Genomic DNA, 15,262 nt, shown 5'->3' with positions numbered 1-15,262 from the left:
CACTTTATCGACGTGTTGCAATCGTGCTCATGCCCGATACCACCGCTGGGACACACCTCACAATGTTGGGGCCGGCCGGGGCGCCGATGGACGCGGCCGACGACGACGCGCTCGAAGGGTTGTATTCCTACCCCGAAGGTCTAGCGACCTGCTGGGTCCGAGGCAACATGATCACCACTCTCGACGGCGGCGCCACCGACGACGGCAAATCCGGCGGCCTTGCCGGACCGGGCGACCGCACGGTATTCGCGCAGATGCGCAACGCCGCGGACGTCATCCTCGTCGGCGCAGGCACCGTCCGCATCGAGAACTACTCCGGAGCCCAACCGTCCATCGCCCAACGGCAGGCCCGGCAGCGCCGCGGCCAGGCCGAGGTTCCGCCGATCGCCGTCGTCACCCGATCCGCCGGGCTCGACCCGAACGCCAAGGTGTTCAACCGCACCGTGGTCCGGCCGCTGATCATGACCTGCACCCGCTCGGCCGCCGACGCCCGCCACCGGCTCGGCGCCTCAGCCGAGGTCATCGACGCCTCCGGCGCCGATCCCGCCGACGTGGACCCCGCCAGGGTGCTGCAGATCCTGGCCGCACGCCACCTCACCCGGGTTCTCGTCGAGGGTGGCCCGCACCTGCTCGGATCGCTGATCGACGGCGACCTGCTCGACGAGCTGTGCGTGACGGTGGCGCCCCTGCTGGTCGGCGGTAGCGCCCAGCGCATCGCCGCCGGCGTCGGCGCCGTCCGCACCCGGATGCGGCGCAGCCACGTGCTGACCGACGACGAGGGCTACCTATACACCCGATACATCCGCTACGTCCGGGCGGACTGACCGGCCCGGACCGGCTGGCCGGGAACACCGCTGCGGGATCGCTACTGTGGTCTGCATGCGTCGGCGTCGTCAGCCTCTCTTGGCCAAGAGCGTGTCCGCGGGAGTCCTATCGCTCCTCGCGTCCGCGGTGGCCGTGGTGGCTTTGCTGGCGGCATGCGCACCCGGCCTGGCTGCCAATCCGCGCTACGCCACCGATACCGGCGCGGGCCCGCAGGGTGAACCCGAACCGACCGACACACCCGCCGGGCCGCCGGCCGTCGCGGTGCCCAAGAACGACCTGGCCTGGCGGGACTGCACGTCCCGCCTGTTCGACGAAGCGAATGAGCCGCCCGTACCCGGTGTGAAGCTGGACTGCGCAAGCTACGACGCCGACCTCGACCCCATCAACGGCGCCAGCGGAACGGTCAGTATCGGCGTCGTGCGCGCCACCTCGGCCCGGACGCCTGCCGACGCCGGACCGGTGGTGCTGACCACCGGAACCGATCTGCCGTCCTCGGTGCAATTGCCGGTGTGGCTGTCGCGCTCGGGCGCCGACGTACTCGACACCCATCCCATCGTCGCCGTCGACCGCCGTGGGATCGGACTGTCCGGAGCGCTGGACTGTCGCGACTACTACGACCGCCAGGAGATGATCGACCAGGCGCAGTTCCAATCGGGCGACGACCGGGTGGCCAACCTCGGCGAGGTCACGATGGCGGCGACGACGAGCTGCACCGACACCATCGCGCCCGGCGACTCGGCATACGACAACGGACGCGCCGCCGAGGACCTCGAGCGGTTGCGCAGCACCTGGGACGTGCCCAGGTTGGCACTGCTGGGCGTGGGCAACGGCGCGCAGGTCGCGCTGGCTTACGCCGGTTCGCACCCGAACAAGGTGGCCAGGCTGGTGCTGGACTCCCCACTGCCGCTGGGGATCGCCGCCGAAGCCGCCGCCGAGCAGCGGATCAAGGGCCAGCAGGGCGCGCTGGATGCTTTCGCCGCACGGCGATCGACGCGCTGTTCGCGGACGCGCGCGCGGGCCGCGGCCCCGGCGGGGCGTCGGTGGCGGCCCTCGCCGACGCGATCGCCACCGCACTGGCGTTCCCGCGCGGCGACCGCGTCAGCGCCACCAACGACCTGGCCGCCGCGCTCGCGGCCGCGCGCGACGGCAACGCCAACCCGATCACCGACCTCATCGGCCAAGCCGACACCCTGCGGCAGACCGACGGCCAGTTCGTCAACGGATGCAGCGACGCCCTGAACCGGCCCACGCCCGACCGGGTCAGGGAACTGGTGGTGGCCTGGGGCAAGCTCTACCCGCAGTTCGGTGCGGTCGGCGCGCTGGACCTGGTGCAATGCCTGAACTGGCCGAGCGGGTCGGCGGCGAAGGACCCCAAGAACCTGCCGATCCCGGTGCTGCTCCTCGGCGTACAGAACGACCCGATTGTCGGCAACGAGGGTGTCGCGGCGGTCGCGGCCACGGTCATCAACGCGGGCGCCGCCAACAAGCGGGTGATGTGGCAGGGCATCGGGCACGGCGCCAGCATCTTCTCGCCCTGCGCACTGCCGCCGGTCATCGGCTACCTCGACACCGGCAAGCTTCCGGACACCGACACGTACTGCCCCGCCTGACCGGCGGGTACCGGCGGGCAGTGTACGGTGCGCTCGTGGCGGCAGTTGACTCCATTCGGGGCGGGATCCTGAACGCGTTCGGGCCGCGCACCGCTCCCCCGAGCACGGCATCCGTGGTGCGTGCAGCGCTATGGCCGGTGGCGATCCTGTCCGTCATCCACCGCAGCTACGTACTCGCCACGAACGGCTACATCACCAACGATTTCGCCCCCGTGTACCGCGCCGTGGTGCGGATGAAGCTCGGTCTGCCGGTGTACGACGAGAACTTCTCCTACGTCGACCCGCACTACCTCTATCCCCCGGGCGGCACCCTACTGCTGGCCCCATTCGCCTACGTGCCCGAGGAAGCGTCGCGCAACTGGTTCATCGTCCTCAACACGGTGGCCATCATCGCCGCGGCGTATCTGCTGCTGCGGTTGTTCAACTTCACGCTGAGCTCGGTGGCCGCCCCGGCGCTGCTGCTGGCCATGTTCTGCACCGAGTCGGTGACCAACACGCTGGTGTTCACCAACATCAACGGCTGCATGCTGCTGTTGGAGGTGCTGTTCTTCCGGTGGCTGCTCGACGGCAAGCGGACGCGAGGAGCAAATGGGCCTGAGCGGACGCGAGGAGCAGATCAACCTGAGCGGACGCGAGGAGCAGATCAACCTGAGCGGACGCGAGGAGCAAATCGTCCACGAGTCAACCGGGAATGGCTGGCGGGCGCGGCCATCGGGCTGACGCTGGTGATCAAGCCGTCGCTGGTGCCGCTGCTGCTGCTGCCGCTGCTCAACCGTCAGTGGCGGGCGCTGGTGACGGCGTTCGCGGTGCCGCTGGTGTTCAACCTGGCCGCGCTGCCCCTGGTCGTCGACCCGGGGAACTTCGTGCACCGGACCGTGCCCTACATCTTCGAAACCCGCGACTACTTCAACAGCTCGATTCTGGGCAACGGCCTCTACTACGGCCTGCCGATGTGGCTGATCCTGCTGCTGCGGATCGTCTTCGCCGGGCTGGCGGTGCTGTCGCTGTGGCTGCTGTACCGCTACTACCGCACCCGCGATCCGCTGTTCTGGATGCTCACGTCCTCGGGCGTGCTGCTCATCACGTCGTTCCTGGTGTTGTCGCTGGGGCAGGCCTACTACTCGATGATGCTGTTCCCGTTCCTGATGACGGTCGTGCTGCCGAACTCGGTGATCCGCAGCTGGGTGGCCTGGCTGGCGGTATACGGATTCATGACCATGGACCGCTGGCTGATGTGGCACTGGCCGACCACGGGACGGTTCCTGGAGTATATGAAGATCACCTACGGCTGGTCGCTGATGATCGTGGTGGTCGCCTGCGTGCTGTCCTTCCGGTATCTGGACGCCAAGGCCGACGGCCGGCTCGATGAGGGCATCGACCCGCCATGGATGCACACCAAATCGCCGAACACCCCGCAGTTCGACCCCGCGCGCTGATCGTCAAATCGCCGGGCGGGTGATTCGGCCACCTCGCGCCGCTTCCTGCGGCGTCGACGGCATCGACCAGGCCCTGCGACTGCCAGCGGTCGCCGTACTCATCGAGGACCGAGCGACAGGCCTCGTTGATCTGCAGGATGAGCGGGGATCCCTCCGGCCCGATGAGGAAGCGGCACCCGCTCCGCGAGCCGGGTCTCGTTCTGGGCCACCAGGATCTCGGTGGCATTGCGTGCGGCGGGAACCAGCCGGGCCAGGAACTGGCGCGGCGTGGTCTTACGAAGCGCCCGACCTCTGGCCACGTCGGTCTCGGGGCTCTCGTGTTCGACGACTCGGTCGCGCAGTGTCCGTTCGGGCATCTCTCGACGTTAGGGATCGACCGGCCGCGCCGGCGCCGGAAGCGTTAACGTGGATCCATGACCCTGCCGAGTCCGCACGTGGCGCTCACCGACGACCAGTGGCGCGAGAAGCTCAGCCCGGAGGAGTTCGCCGTACTGCGGCGGGCAGGCACCGAGCGCCCGTTCACCGGCGAGTACACCGACACCAAGACCGAGGGCGTCTACGAGTGCCGCGCGTGCGGCGCCGAGTTGTTCCGCAGCAGCGAGAAGTTCGAATCCCATTGCGGCTGGCCGTCGTTCTTCGATCCGGCCGATTCCGACGCGGTGATCCTGCGGTCCGACGAGTCACTGGGCATGCGGCGCGTCGAGGTGCTGTGCGCCAATTGCCACAGCCACCTGGGCCACGTGTTCTCCGGCGAGGGCTATCCGACGCCGACCGATCAGCGGTACTGCATCAACTCGATCTCGCTGCGGCTGGCGCCCGGGGCGCAGTAGACGGGCGACGCTTCGTCAGTCGCGCAACCCGCGCACACCCGCCTCCGGACCCAGAACCGCCGCGCGCCAGGGCAGCGGCCTGCCGACCCTCGCCGCTGATCCGCCGATTTCTGCGACAGGGTCGTTGCGAGGCGGGCAGCGACGACCATGGCGCAGAAATCGCGATGAACAGGGGGCGATGCGCAGGGGCTCAGGGCAGCCGGGCGACCAGCTCTTCGACCGCGATGCGGGGGCCGGTGAAGAACGGGGTCTCCTCGCGGGCGTGGCGGCGCGCCTCGGTGTAGCGCAGCTTCCACATCAGCTCGACGATGCGGGCCAGATCTGGACCTTCGAACGCCAGGATCCACTCGTAGTCGCCGAGCGCGAAGGCGGGCACGGTGTTGGCGCGCACGTCGGGATAGTCACGCCCCGCCATGCCGTGCTCGACCAGCATCTTGCGTCGCTCGTCGTCGGGCAGTAGGTACCACTCCAACGACCGCACGAACGGATAGACGCACACGTAGTCGCCGGCGGGTTCGCCGGCGATGAACGCCGGGATGTGGCTCTTGTTGAACTCGGCGGGACGGTGCAGCGCCACGGCACTCCACACCGGGTCGCTGACCCGTCCGAGCGGCGTCCGCCGGAACTCGGCATAGGTCGCCTGGAGATCCTCGACCCGCTCGGCGTGCGTCCAGATCATGAAGTCGGCGTCGGCCCGCATCCCGGCGACGTCGTAGAGGCCACGGACCACGACACCGCGATCCTCCACCTGCTTGAGGAACGTCGCCGTCTGGTCGACGACCTCGGTCCGGTCCTCATCCAGCTCGCCGGGATGCACGGCGAACACCGAGATCATCATGTACCGGGTCATCGAGTTGAGGGCTTCGAAGTCGAGCTTGGCCATGGCCCCATCGTGCCACGCCGCGTCCGGCGCCCCGACCGCGCGGGCGCGACGCCTAACGGCTCGCCGCGGCGACGGTCAGCGACGCCACCGCCCGTGTCGCCGACGCAACGCACGCGGGCACGCCGATCCCGTCCAGGTAGCCCCCGGCGACGGCCAGGTTCGCGGGCAGACCCTCCCGCAGCTCGGCGATGAGCTGGCCGTGGCCGGGCCCATACTGCGGCATCGCGTCGATCCAGCGGTGCACCCGGCTGTCCACCGGGTCGACGGAGATCCCGAACACCGACGTCAGATCCCGCGACGCCCACGACAACAGCTCGTCGTCACCGGCGCTGCGGGCCAGGTCGTCACCGAATCTGCCGAACGACAACCGCACCAGCTCGACGTTGCCGCGCCTGCCCCACTTGCGTGACGACAGCGTCATCGCCTTGGCGTGGAGCGGCTCCCCTGCGGCGACCAGCACCCCGGACTGTTGCGGAAGCGGTGTACCCCCCGGCAAAGCGAGCGCAACCACCGCGGCCGACGCCACCTCGATGCGGCGGGCGGCCGCGGCGGTGCGCGGCGCGACCTGCTCGACCAGCCGGGCCAGCCGAGGCGCCGGGACGGCGACGACGACCGCGTCGGCCGACCACCGGGTGCCCTCGTCGTCGACCAGCTGCCAGCCCTGCGGGGTGCCGTCGATGCGTTCCACCGCCACTTGCGCCCACCGGAACCCGGCCCGGCGGCGCAGCTCGTCGAGCAACACCGTGTAGCCACCGTCGACGGCGCCGAACACCGATCCGTGCGCGGGCGGTGCGAGCCCCGCCAGCGCCTCCCGCACGGCGTCGGTCAGATTGCGCGCCCCGCCGTCGAGCACCGCCGCCAGCGCGGGCGCGGCCGAGCGCAGCCCGATCGTCGACGCCGAGCCCGCGTAGACGCCTGCGAGCAACGGATCAACCGAGCGTGCGACGACCTGGCTGCCGAACCGCTCGCCGATCAGCTCCGCGACCGTGGGGTCTGCGCCCGCGCGCCACCGCAGCGGCCGGGTGCGTTCGTCGATCATCCATGCGATCGTGGCGTCGTCGACCAGCCCCGCCAGCGAACAGGCCTGCGCCGGGATCCCGTTGAGGGTGCCCTGCGGCATCGGATGCAGCCTGCGTTCGCTGTAGATGAGCGGACGCGCACCGGTGGTGCCGATCTGCCGGTGTGCCAACCCGAGTTCGGCGAGCAGTGCGGGCACCTCGGGACGGCGCGCGACGAAGGCCTCGGCCCCGATGTCGAGGGGCTGGCCGGCGACGCGCTCTGTGCGCAGCACACCGCCGAGCCGGTCGGCCGGATCGAACAACGTGATGGACGCACCCGGTCCCGCGGCCACCCGCAGCCGATACGCCGCGACCAGTCCCGAAATGCCGCCGCCCACAACACAATACGTTGGTCTCACAACGAGTGCACCAGCGCGACGACGTCGGTGATCAGCCCGGGATCCGTGGGCGGCAACACCCCGTGCCCCAGGTTGAACACGTGGCCCGCAGCCCCGGCGCCCACGGCGCGCCTGCCGTCCTCCACGACCGCGCGGACCGCGCGCTCCACCACCGGCCACTCCGTCAGCAGCACCACGGGGTCCAGGTTGCCCTGCAGGGCCACGCCGGGTTTGACACGCGCGGCGGCGTCGGTCAGGGAGGTGCGCCAATCCACCCCGACGACCGCGGGGCCACCGGCGCTGACGGCGTCGGCCATCGCTCCCAGCAACTCCGCGGTACCGACCCCGAAGTGTGTCATCGGGACGTTCGCGGGAGCCAGCGCCGCAAAGACACGGCTGCTGTGCGGCAACACGTAGGCGCGGTAGTCGGCCAGGGACAGGGTGCCCGCCCACGAATCGAACAGCTGGATCGCGTCGACCCCGGCATCCACCTGCGTCTGGAGGAACCCGATCGTCACGTCGGTCAGCGCGGTCATGAGGGCGTGCCACGTGTCGGGCTCGCCGAGCATCATCGCTTTGGTGCGCTCGTGGTGGCGGCTGGGCCCGCCCTCGACCAGGTAGGACGCCAGCGTGAACGGCGCCCCCGCGAAACCGATCAGGGGGACCTCCCCCAGCTCTGAGACCAGCAGCGATACCGCTTCACCGATCGGGGCGACCTGCTGCAGTTGCAGCTTTGGCAGCGCGCGGGCGTCGGCGAGTGTGCGAACCGGATGCTCGATGACCGGACCGACGTCGGGCACGATGTCCAGCTCGATGCCGGCCGCCCGCAGTGGCACCACGATGTCGGAGAACAGGATGGCCGCGTCGACGCCATGCCTGCGCACCGGCTGCAACGTGATCTCGCAGACCAGTTCGGGGTCGAAACATGCCTGCAGCATGCGGTGCTGGGCGCGCAGCGCGCGGTACTCGGGCAATGAGCGCCCCGCCTGCCGCATGAACCACACGGGCACCCGGTCGGGTGTGCGGCCGCCCGCGGCGGCCAGATAGGGCGACTCGGGCAGCTCGCGACGGGTATTCATCGGCTCCCATGGTGCCACGGGCGTGTGCCTCGGGCTTTCGGGCCGTGACCGGCCGCCGTGGACGCCAACGGCCGCCCGCCCGGTCCACCGGTGCACACCCACCTCGGCAACCCTTGCATGAAAGTCAACAGGCCCATCCATCAGGTCACTAGATAGAGGAACCATGGCCACAGCTAACGCGTGTCCACAGTGGCGAGAACACCGGACCCGGGTCGGTCACGGTACAATCGGCGCGCCTGCGCACAGGCCAGCGCAGATGGTCTAGCGTCAAGCGATGTGACATCCGCCGAACCGGCTCAGTTCCGTGCGGCGGTGGCGGCGATGAACGCCACCACCGTTCGGCCGGAAATCGAGCTCGGCCCGATCCGGCCGCCGCAGCGGCTGGCACCGTACAGCTATGCCCTGGGCGCGGAAGTCCGGCATCCCGAGACCGCCATCGTTCCCGAGCGGTCCGAGGGCGACGCGTTCGGGCGACTGATCCTCCTGCACGACCCCGAGGGCGCCGAGGCCTGGGACGGCACGATGCGTCTGGTCGCCTACATCCAGGCCGACCTGGACTCCACCGAGGCCGTCGACCCGCTGCTGCCCGAGGTGGCGTGGAGCTGGCTGGTCGATGCGCTGGAGTCGCGCGCCGAACACATGACCGCCCTCGGTGGCACCGTCACCGCCACCACGTCGGTGCGCTACGGCGACATCTCCGGGCCCCCGCGCGCGCATCAGCTGGAACTGCGGGCGTCGTGGACCGCGACGACGCTGGAGCTCGGCCCGCACGTGGAGGCCTTCTGCGAGGTACTCGAACACGCGGCCGGCCTTCCGCCGACCGGGGTGACCGATCTGGCCGCCCGCACCCGCGCGTGAGATGACCCAGGCGTCAACACCGGCATCAGAGCCACGTCCCGAGGACACCGAACCGGTCCAGTCCACCGCCACGCCGCTTCTGACGCCGACCGACGGCGTACCGCCGGTGTGCGTCACCCCACGCGAAATCGCCAGTGCGGCAGACCTTCTGGCCTCCGGTCACGGACCGTTCGCCGTCGACGCCGAACGCGCGTCCGGATTCCGTTACTCCAATCGCGCCTACCTGGTGCAGATCCGCAGGGCAGGGGCGGGCACGGTGCTGATCGACCCGGTCAACCACGGCGCCGACCCGATCACCACGATGCAGCCGGTGGCACACGTGCTCGGCACCGACGAGTGGGTGCTGCACGCGGCCGACCAGGACCTGCCGTGCCTGGCCGAGATCGGCATGACACCGCCGCGGCTCTACGACACCGAACTGGCGGGCCGGCTCGCAGGCTTCGAGCGGGTGAACCTGGCGGCCATGGTGCAGCGCCTGCTCGACCTGCAGTTGATGAAGGGTCACGGCGCGGCCGACTGGTCGAAGCGTCCGCTACCCGACGACTGGCTGAACTACGCCGCACTGGACGTCGAAGTGCTGCTGGATCTGCGCACGGCGATCGCAGCCGTACTCCGCGAACAGCGCAAATCCGATTGGGCAGCAGAGGAATTCGAGCAACTACGGACGTTTGTCGGCCCGCCGACCCGACGCGACCGGTGGCGGCGCACCTCCGGGATCCACAAGGTGCGCACTGCCCGCGCGATCGCCGCAGTGCGGGAGTTGTGGATCACCCGCGACCACATCGCCCGCAGGCGAGACATCGCACCGGGCCGAATCTTGCCCGACTCGGCGATCATCAACGCCGCTATGGCGGACCCGGACACCGTCGAAAAGCTATCCGCACTACCGATTTTCGGTGGCTCCCGGCAGCGGCGCAGCGCCCAGATCTGGCTCGACGCGCTCGACCGCGCGCGCCGCGACCCATCCCCTCCCGACGTGCAGGAGCCATCGAACGGCCCACCCCCCGCGGCCCGCTGGCCCAGGCGCAAGCCCGAGGCCGCGGCCCGGCTCGAGGCGGCCCGCACCGGCATAGCCGATCTGTCACAACGGTTTTCGGTGCCCACCGAGAATCTGTTGAGCCCCGATACAGTGCGCAGGCTGTGCTGGGACTGGCAGCCGCTGGACAGCGCCGAAGCCACCGCCGCCGCGATCGAGGACTTTCTGGTGCGCGCCGGAGCACGGCACTGGCAGCGCGAACTCGTCGTACCGGTGCTCACCGCGGCACTGGGCCCCGCCCCTTAACGCCCCTCATCGGCCTCCCGGCCGAGATCAGTCCAGCTGCTCGCTGATCTCGGTGGGCTCCTCGCCGCTGGTGATGTCTGCGCCCTGAGCGGCGATCCAGCCGGTGATCTGACGGGCGATGTTGCCGTCCGTCAGCCCCACGGCAGTCAGCACCTCGGCACGCGACGCCTGGGCGAAAAACTCCTGCGGCAGTCCGACGTCTCGGCACGGCACGTCGACGTCGGCGCGGCGCAACGCGGCCGACACCGACGATCCGACACCTCCGTGCACACCGTTGTCCTCGACGGTGACCACCAGCTTGTGCCCGCGGGCCAAGTCGATGATCGCGTCGGGCGCCGGCAGCACCCAGCGGGGATCGACCACCGTGACCCCGATGCCCTGGTTGCGCAGCCGGGCCGCAGCGGCCAGTGCCATCGATGCGAACGGCCCGACGGCAACCAGCAGCACGTCATCGCCGAACCCGGCGTCGGGAACAGCGAGGACATCGACGCCGTCGCGGCGCTCGATGGCCGGGATGTCTTCACCCACATCGCCTTTGGGGAACCGGATCGCGGTCGGGCCGTCGTCGATGTCCAGGGCCTCGGAGAGCTCCTCACGCAGCCGGGCGCCGTCCCGCGGGGCCGCCACCCGCATGCCCGGCACAATGCCGAGCATCGACAGGTCCCACATGCCGTTGTGGCTGGCCCCGTCGGGACCCGTCACCCCTGAGCGGTCGAGCACGATCGTCACCGGCAGCTTGTGCAGCGCGACGTCCATCATGATCTGGTCGAACGCCCGGTTGAGGAAGGTGGAGTAGATCGCCACCACGGGGTGCAGACCACCCATCGCCAACCCGGCCGCCGATGTCATCGCGTGCTGCTCGGCGATGCCGACGTCGAAGAACCGGTCCGGGAACCGTTCACGGAAGGCGCTCAGGCCGGTCGGGCCAGGCATCGCGGCGGTGATTGCCACCACGTCGCGCCGACGCACCGCCTGCCTGATCAAGGCCTTGGAAAACGCCCCTGTCCAGCCGGGGGCGGACGCCTTGGTCGCCAGCCCGGTGGTCGGGTCGATGACCCCGGTGGAATGCATCTGCTCGGCTTGGTCGTTCTCCGCGGGGGCGTAACCCATCCCCTTGCGGGTGACGACGTGCACGATGACCGGCGCGTTGTAGCCGCGCGCGTTGCGCAGTGCGAGTTCGACCGCATGCTCGTCGTGTCCGTCGATGGGCCCGACGTACTTCAGCCCGAGGTCGGTGAACATCTCCTGGGGGGCGAGCGCGTCTTTGATGCCCGCCTTGATGCTGTGCATGCACTGATAGCAGAACTCGCCGATGATGGGCAGCCCACGGACCGCCTTGCGGCCCTCTTCCAGCACTTTCTCGTAGCCGGGCTGCAGGCGCAGGGCCGCGAGGTGGTCGGCGAAGCCCCCGATCGTGGGGGCGTAGCTGCGGCCGTTGTCGTTGACGACGATGACCACCGGCCTGCCGGCGGCGGCGATGTTGTTCAACGCCTCCCAGCACATCCCGCCCGTCAGCGCACCGTCGCCGACCACGGCCACCACGTGCCGGTTGCGATGGCCGGTCAGCTCGAAGGCCTTGGCAAGGCCGTCCGCGTAGGACAGCGCCGCGCTGGCATGGCTGGATTCCACCCAGTCGTGCTCGCTCTCGGAGCGCGAAGGATAGCCCGACAGACCGCCTTTCATCCGCAGCGTGTCGAAGTCGTGGCATCGGCCGGTGAGCATCTTGTGCACATACGCCTGGTGGCCGGTGTCGAAGATGATCGGGTCGTGCGGAGAGTCGAACACCCGGTGCAGCGCGAGCGTCACTTCCACGACACCCAGATTGGGGCCGAGATGCCCTCCGGTTGCAGCCACCTTGTGGATCAGGAACTGACGGATCTCGGCGGCCAGATCAGTTAGCTGCGACTGAGACAGGTGCTGCAGATCAGCGGGACCGCGGATCTGTTCAAGCATTCCGACAGTGTACGCACGGAACCGGCCATCAGTCGCGATCAGACTCATAGATGTCTGGTATGCCGTCGTGGTCGGTATCCACCCTCTCGCGCGCTTCGATGCGGCGGTACACCTTGTTGCGGCTGACCAGCACCACCGCAGCCAGCAGACCTGCGATTACGGATCCGCACAGCACCCCGATCTTCACCTCGGCGCCCTCCACCGTGCCGTAGCCGAAGGCCAGTTCACCGATCAGCAGCGACACCGTGAACCCGATGCCTGCCAGCGCCGACACCCCGAGCACGTCCCACCATGCCAGGTCCTTGTCCAGGCGCGCCTGGGTGAACCTGGCCAGCAGGAAGGTCGTCAGCAGCACGCCGACGGGTTTGCCGATGACCAGACCCGCCATTACCCCGATGGTGACCGGACGCAGCAGCGACTCACCCAGCCCGGACCATCCGCCGACCGTCACCCCTGCAGCGAAGAACGCGAACACCGGGACCGCCAAGCCCGCCGACAGCGGGCGCAGACGATGCTCGAATTCCTCGGCCATCGAGGTCGGATCAGCACGCCCGCCCGCGCTCGTGGGCTTGCTCAGTACCGGAACGGTGAACCCCAGCAGAACTCCGGCGACGGTGGCGTGCACCCCGCTGGCGTGCACCAGCGCCCAGGTGACCACGGCCAGCGGCACCAGGATCCACCCGCTGCGCAGGCCGCGCTGCACCCCGATGGCGAACAGCACGCCGGGGATCAGCGCCAGCGCAAGCGGCCCCAGCGCCAGGTGGTCGGTGTAGAACACGGCGATGACGGTGATCGCCAGCAGGTCGTCGACCACGGCCAGGGTGAGCAGGAACGTGCGCAGTGCGGTCGGTAGGTGGGTGGACAGCACCGCCAGCACGGCCAGCGCGAAAGCGATATCCGTCGCGATGGGCACCGCCCAGCCGTCCAGGTTCTCTGGGTGGCCCGTGGCCAGGTTGATCGTCAGGTAGATGACGGCGGGCACGATCATGCCGCCGACCGCGGCGGCGATCGGCAGCGCCGCGCGCGCCGGGTCGCGCAGGTCTCCGGCGACGAACTCGCGTTTGAGCTCCAGACCCACCACGAAGAAGAAGATGGCCAGCAGGCCGTCAGCGGCCCATGCCGCGATGGACAGGTCCAGGTGCAGCGACGCGGGGCCGACGGTGAACTCGGAGATCGAGCGATACGCGCTCGACCACGGGGAATTGGCCCACACGAGGGCGGCTGCGGCGGCGATGAGCAACAGCACGCCGCCGACGGTCTCCTGCCGCAGGATTCCGGCGAGTCGCTGCGCTTCCCGCCAGGAGCCGCGGGTCAGCAGTCGCCCGTGGTCCTCGCCATCGGTCATCGTGTGCTCCCAAGTCAGAATGGATCGATCGCCGACCAGACTTCCCGGCACACCGGAACCAAAGCTAGCAGCCACCCGCCCCGGCCACCACGCGAAGACACCACCCGGCGCCTCCGTTGTCAGTCCCCGAGCGCCGCACCCACCAGCACGATCGACAACGCCACGAGGAGCACCACTTTGGCCACTTCCAGCGCGACGTAGGCGACGTGAGCCCGCGAACGCGGGAGCCGCTCGCCGGCGAGCACCCGATCCGCGCGGCGGCTCAGCGCGGGCCTGACCACGGCGAGTTGACCGATCAGCACCGCCGCGACGGCGGCGAGCAGCGCCGCGGCCGCACCACCCGGCCGGGCCAGCAGGAAGGCCGCCACCAACACCGCCAGCAAGACGACCTCGACGGCGTTGACCGCCCGGAACACCAGCCGGCCGATGCCCAGGCCGATCACCGTGCTCACCCCAGGTGCGCGGAACTTGAGCGGAGCCTCCAGGAACGAGATGCCAGCCACCATGCCGACCCACAGCATCGGCAGGAGAAGGATGGCGTAGCGCGCGGTCATCGGGTCAGGACGGCAACGCATTCCACGTGATGGGTCAGCGGGAACGCGTCGAATACCTGCAGCCCCTCGACCGCGTAGCCGTGCGACCGATATAGGCCGATGTCGCGGGCGAACGACGCTGCCTCACAACCGATGTGGACCACTCTCGGCACCGCGGCCGCGGCCAGCAGGTCGATCACCTCTTTGCCCGCCCCCGACCGGGGCGGGTCGAGCACCGCCACGTCGGCACGCCCACGCTGCTGGCACAGCGCACGACGGACCGAGTCGGTCACCACCGAGACACCGCCCAGGTCGGCCAGCGCCGTTCGCGCCGAGCGGGAGGCGCCGCGTGAGGTGTCCACGGTGACGACGCGGCCGCGGTCCCCCACGGCGCCGGCCAGCGCGGCGGCGAAGACGCCTGCGCCGCCGTAGAGGTCCCATGCCGTCATTCCCGGGTCCAGCTGCGCCAAATCCCGCACCAGCGCGCTGTACAGTTCGGGCGCATCGCGATGCGCCTGCCAGAACGCCGTCACGGGTACCTTCCACGTGCGCTCGCCCACCCGCTGGACGGCCTCGTAGTTTCCCTCGACGACCTTCGTCGAATGCCGCCCGCCCTTGAACGGGCCAGACTGAACCACATGGCGCACATCGTCATCGTCGACTGCCACATGCAGATGCGACCCCGGTGGCCACACCCAATCCGCCAGACCGTCGAGCATGCCCGGCGGCAGTTGCCCGCAGGCCAGATTCTCGATCAGCTCGGAGCTGTGATAGCGGTGGAATCCGGCCCGGCCCTCACCCGAGGTATCCAGTCGAACCCGGGTGCGCCAGCCGGTGGACCCGGACGCGCCCACGGGATCGGCGACCGCGGCGTCGGGTTCGCGCCAGTCGAAGCCGCCGAGCCGTGACAGCTGATTGGCCACGACGGTGCCCTTGATCCGCCGGGCGGCGGCGGGGTCGGCGAACGCCAGATCGCAGCAGCCCGCGCCGTCCACGCCCGCGATCGGGCACAGCGAGTCGATGCGGTCGGGCGACGGCTCGACGACCTCGACCACGTCGGCGTGCCAATACGATCCGTGATCGCTGACCACCCTCACCCTGACCGTCTCCCCGGGCAGCGCGTACCGGACGAACACCACCCGGCCGTCGTGGCGGGCCACGCAGCGCCCCCCGTTGGCGGGCGGGCCGACCGTTATCATCAGGTCGGTGGGCAGCGGTTGGGGCTCCTCGGT

General features: G+C 69.8%; 15 protein-coding genes. 7 read left to right on the top strand and 8 right to left on the bottom strand.

What is annotated here, in order from left to right:
- Positions 1-29: 29 nt before the first annotated feature.
- From ADBZ6K_RS21150 to ADBZ6K_RS21135, 4 genes are all read left to right on the top strand, one after another.
- Positions 30-824, top strand: coding sequence for a pyrimidine reductase family protein (locus ADBZ6K_RS21150; RefSeq protein WP_526350329.1), 795 nt, complete (start codon positions 30-32; stop codon positions 822-824).
- A gap of 55 nt (positions 825-879) precedes the next feature.
- Entirely contained in the window at positions 880-2,064 is a 1,185-nt protein-coding gene (locus tag ADBZ6K_RS21145; RefSeq protein ID WP_526350327.1) for an alpha/beta fold hydrolase, read from the top strand.
- 32 nt (positions 2,065-2,096) lie between these two features.
- Positions 2,097-2,435 (top strand): alpha/beta hydrolase, encoded by a 339-nt coding sequence (locus ADBZ6K_RS21140; protein WP_526350325.1) that lies wholly within the window; start codon positions 2,097-2,099, stop codon positions 2,433-2,435.
- A 233-nt stretch (positions 2,436-2,668) separates the two neighbouring features.
- The gene (locus ADBZ6K_RS21135; RefSeq protein ID WP_526350390.1) at positions 2,669-3,871 is read left to right on the top strand and encodes a glycosyltransferase 87 family protein; all 1,203 of its coding nucleotides are present in this window, start codon (positions 2,669-2,671) and stop codon (positions 3,869-3,871) included.
- 98 nt (positions 3,872-3,969) lie between these two features.
- Here ADBZ6K_RS21135 and ADBZ6K_RS21130 read toward each other — a convergent pair whose 3' ends face one another.
- Entirely contained in the window at positions 3,970-4,227 is a 258-nt protein-coding gene (locus tag ADBZ6K_RS21130) for a hypothetical protein (RefSeq protein ID WP_526350323.1), read from the bottom strand.
- Between the two features lie 57 nt (positions 4,228-4,284).
- Here ADBZ6K_RS21130 and msrB point away from each other — a divergent pair, with 57 nt between their 5' ends.
- Entirely contained in the window at positions 4,285-4,701 is a 417-nt protein-coding gene (msrB, locus tag ADBZ6K_RS21125) for a peptide-methionine (R)-S-oxide reductase MsrB (RefSeq protein ID WP_526350321.1), read from the top strand.
- Between the two features lie 190 nt (positions 4,702-4,891).
- Here msrB and hemQ read toward each other — a convergent pair whose 3' ends face one another.
- The 3 genes from hemQ to hemE are packed head-to-tail and all read right to left on the bottom strand — an operon-like array spanning position 4,892 to position 8,059.
- Positions 4,892-5,584, bottom strand: a complete 693-nt coding sequence (gene hemQ / locus ADBZ6K_RS21120; RefSeq protein WP_526350319.1) for a hydrogen peroxide-dependent heme synthase — start codon at positions 5,582-5,584, stop codon at positions 4,892-4,894.
- Between the two features lie 52 nt (positions 5,585-5,636).
- A complete protein-coding gene (locus tag ADBZ6K_RS21115) occupies positions 5,637-7,001 on the bottom strand; it encodes a protoporphyrinogen oxidase (protein WP_526350317.1) in 1,365 nt (454 codons plus the stop codon).
- Entirely contained in the window at positions 6,998-8,059 is a 1,062-nt protein-coding gene (gene hemE, locus ADBZ6K_RS21110; RefSeq protein ID WP_526350315.1) for a uroporphyrinogen decarboxylase, read from the bottom strand. The genes ADBZ6K_RS21115 and hemE overlap by 4 nt, the downstream gene beginning before the upstream one ends.
- 321 nt (positions 8,060-8,380) lie before the next feature.
- Here hemE and ADBZ6K_RS21105 point away from each other — a divergent pair, with 321 nt between their 5' ends.
- Positions 8,381-8,917 carry a DUF3000 family protein gene (locus tag ADBZ6K_RS21105; protein WP_526350388.1) on the top strand — a complete coding sequence of 179 codons (537 nt, stop codon included), beginning with the start codon at positions 8,381-8,383 and terminating at the stop codon, positions 8,915-8,917.
- Position 8,918: 1 nt separating this feature from the next.
- Positions 8,919-10,199, top strand: a complete 1,281-nt coding sequence (locus ADBZ6K_RS21100; RefSeq protein WP_526350313.1) for an HRDC domain-containing protein — start codon at positions 8,919-8,921, stop codon at positions 10,197-10,199.
- A 27-nt stretch (positions 10,200-10,226) separates the two neighbouring features.
- Here the strand turns inward: ADBZ6K_RS21100 and dxs are convergent, their stop codons facing one another.
- The 4 genes from dxs to ADBZ6K_RS21080 form a co-directional block, all read right to left on the bottom strand.
- Positions 10,227-12,152 (bottom strand): 1-deoxy-D-xylulose-5-phosphate synthase, encoded by a 1,926-nt coding sequence (dxs, locus tag ADBZ6K_RS21095; protein ID WP_526350311.1) that lies wholly within the window; start codon positions 12,150-12,152, stop codon positions 10,227-10,229.
- A gap of 28 nt (positions 12,153-12,180) precedes the next feature.
- Complete coding sequence (nhaA, locus tag ADBZ6K_RS21090) at positions 12,181-13,497, bottom strand: Na+/H+ antiporter NhaA (protein ID WP_526350309.1); 1,317 nt, start codon at positions 13,495-13,497, stop codon at positions 12,181-12,183.
- 119 nt (positions 13,498-13,616) lie between these two features.
- The gene (locus ADBZ6K_RS21085; protein ID WP_526350307.1) at positions 13,617-14,051 is read right to left on the bottom strand and encodes a hypothetical protein; all 435 of its coding nucleotides are present in this window, start codon (positions 14,049-14,051) and stop codon (positions 13,617-13,619) included.
- A complete protein-coding gene (locus ADBZ6K_RS21080; protein ID WP_526350385.1) occupies positions 14,048-15,229 on the bottom strand; it encodes a class I SAM-dependent RNA methyltransferase in 1,182 nt (393 codons plus the stop codon). The genes ADBZ6K_RS21085 and ADBZ6K_RS21080 overlap by 4 nt, the downstream gene beginning before the upstream one ends.
- Positions 15,230-15,262 lie beyond the last annotated feature (33 nt).

The sequence above is a fragment of the Mycobacterium sp. genome (assembly GCF_044223235.1).
Lineage (GTDB): Bacteria > Actinomycetota > Actinomycetes > Mycobacteriales > Mycobacteriaceae > Mycobacterium.
This window is presented reverse-complemented; position numbering and strand designations above follow the sequence as displayed.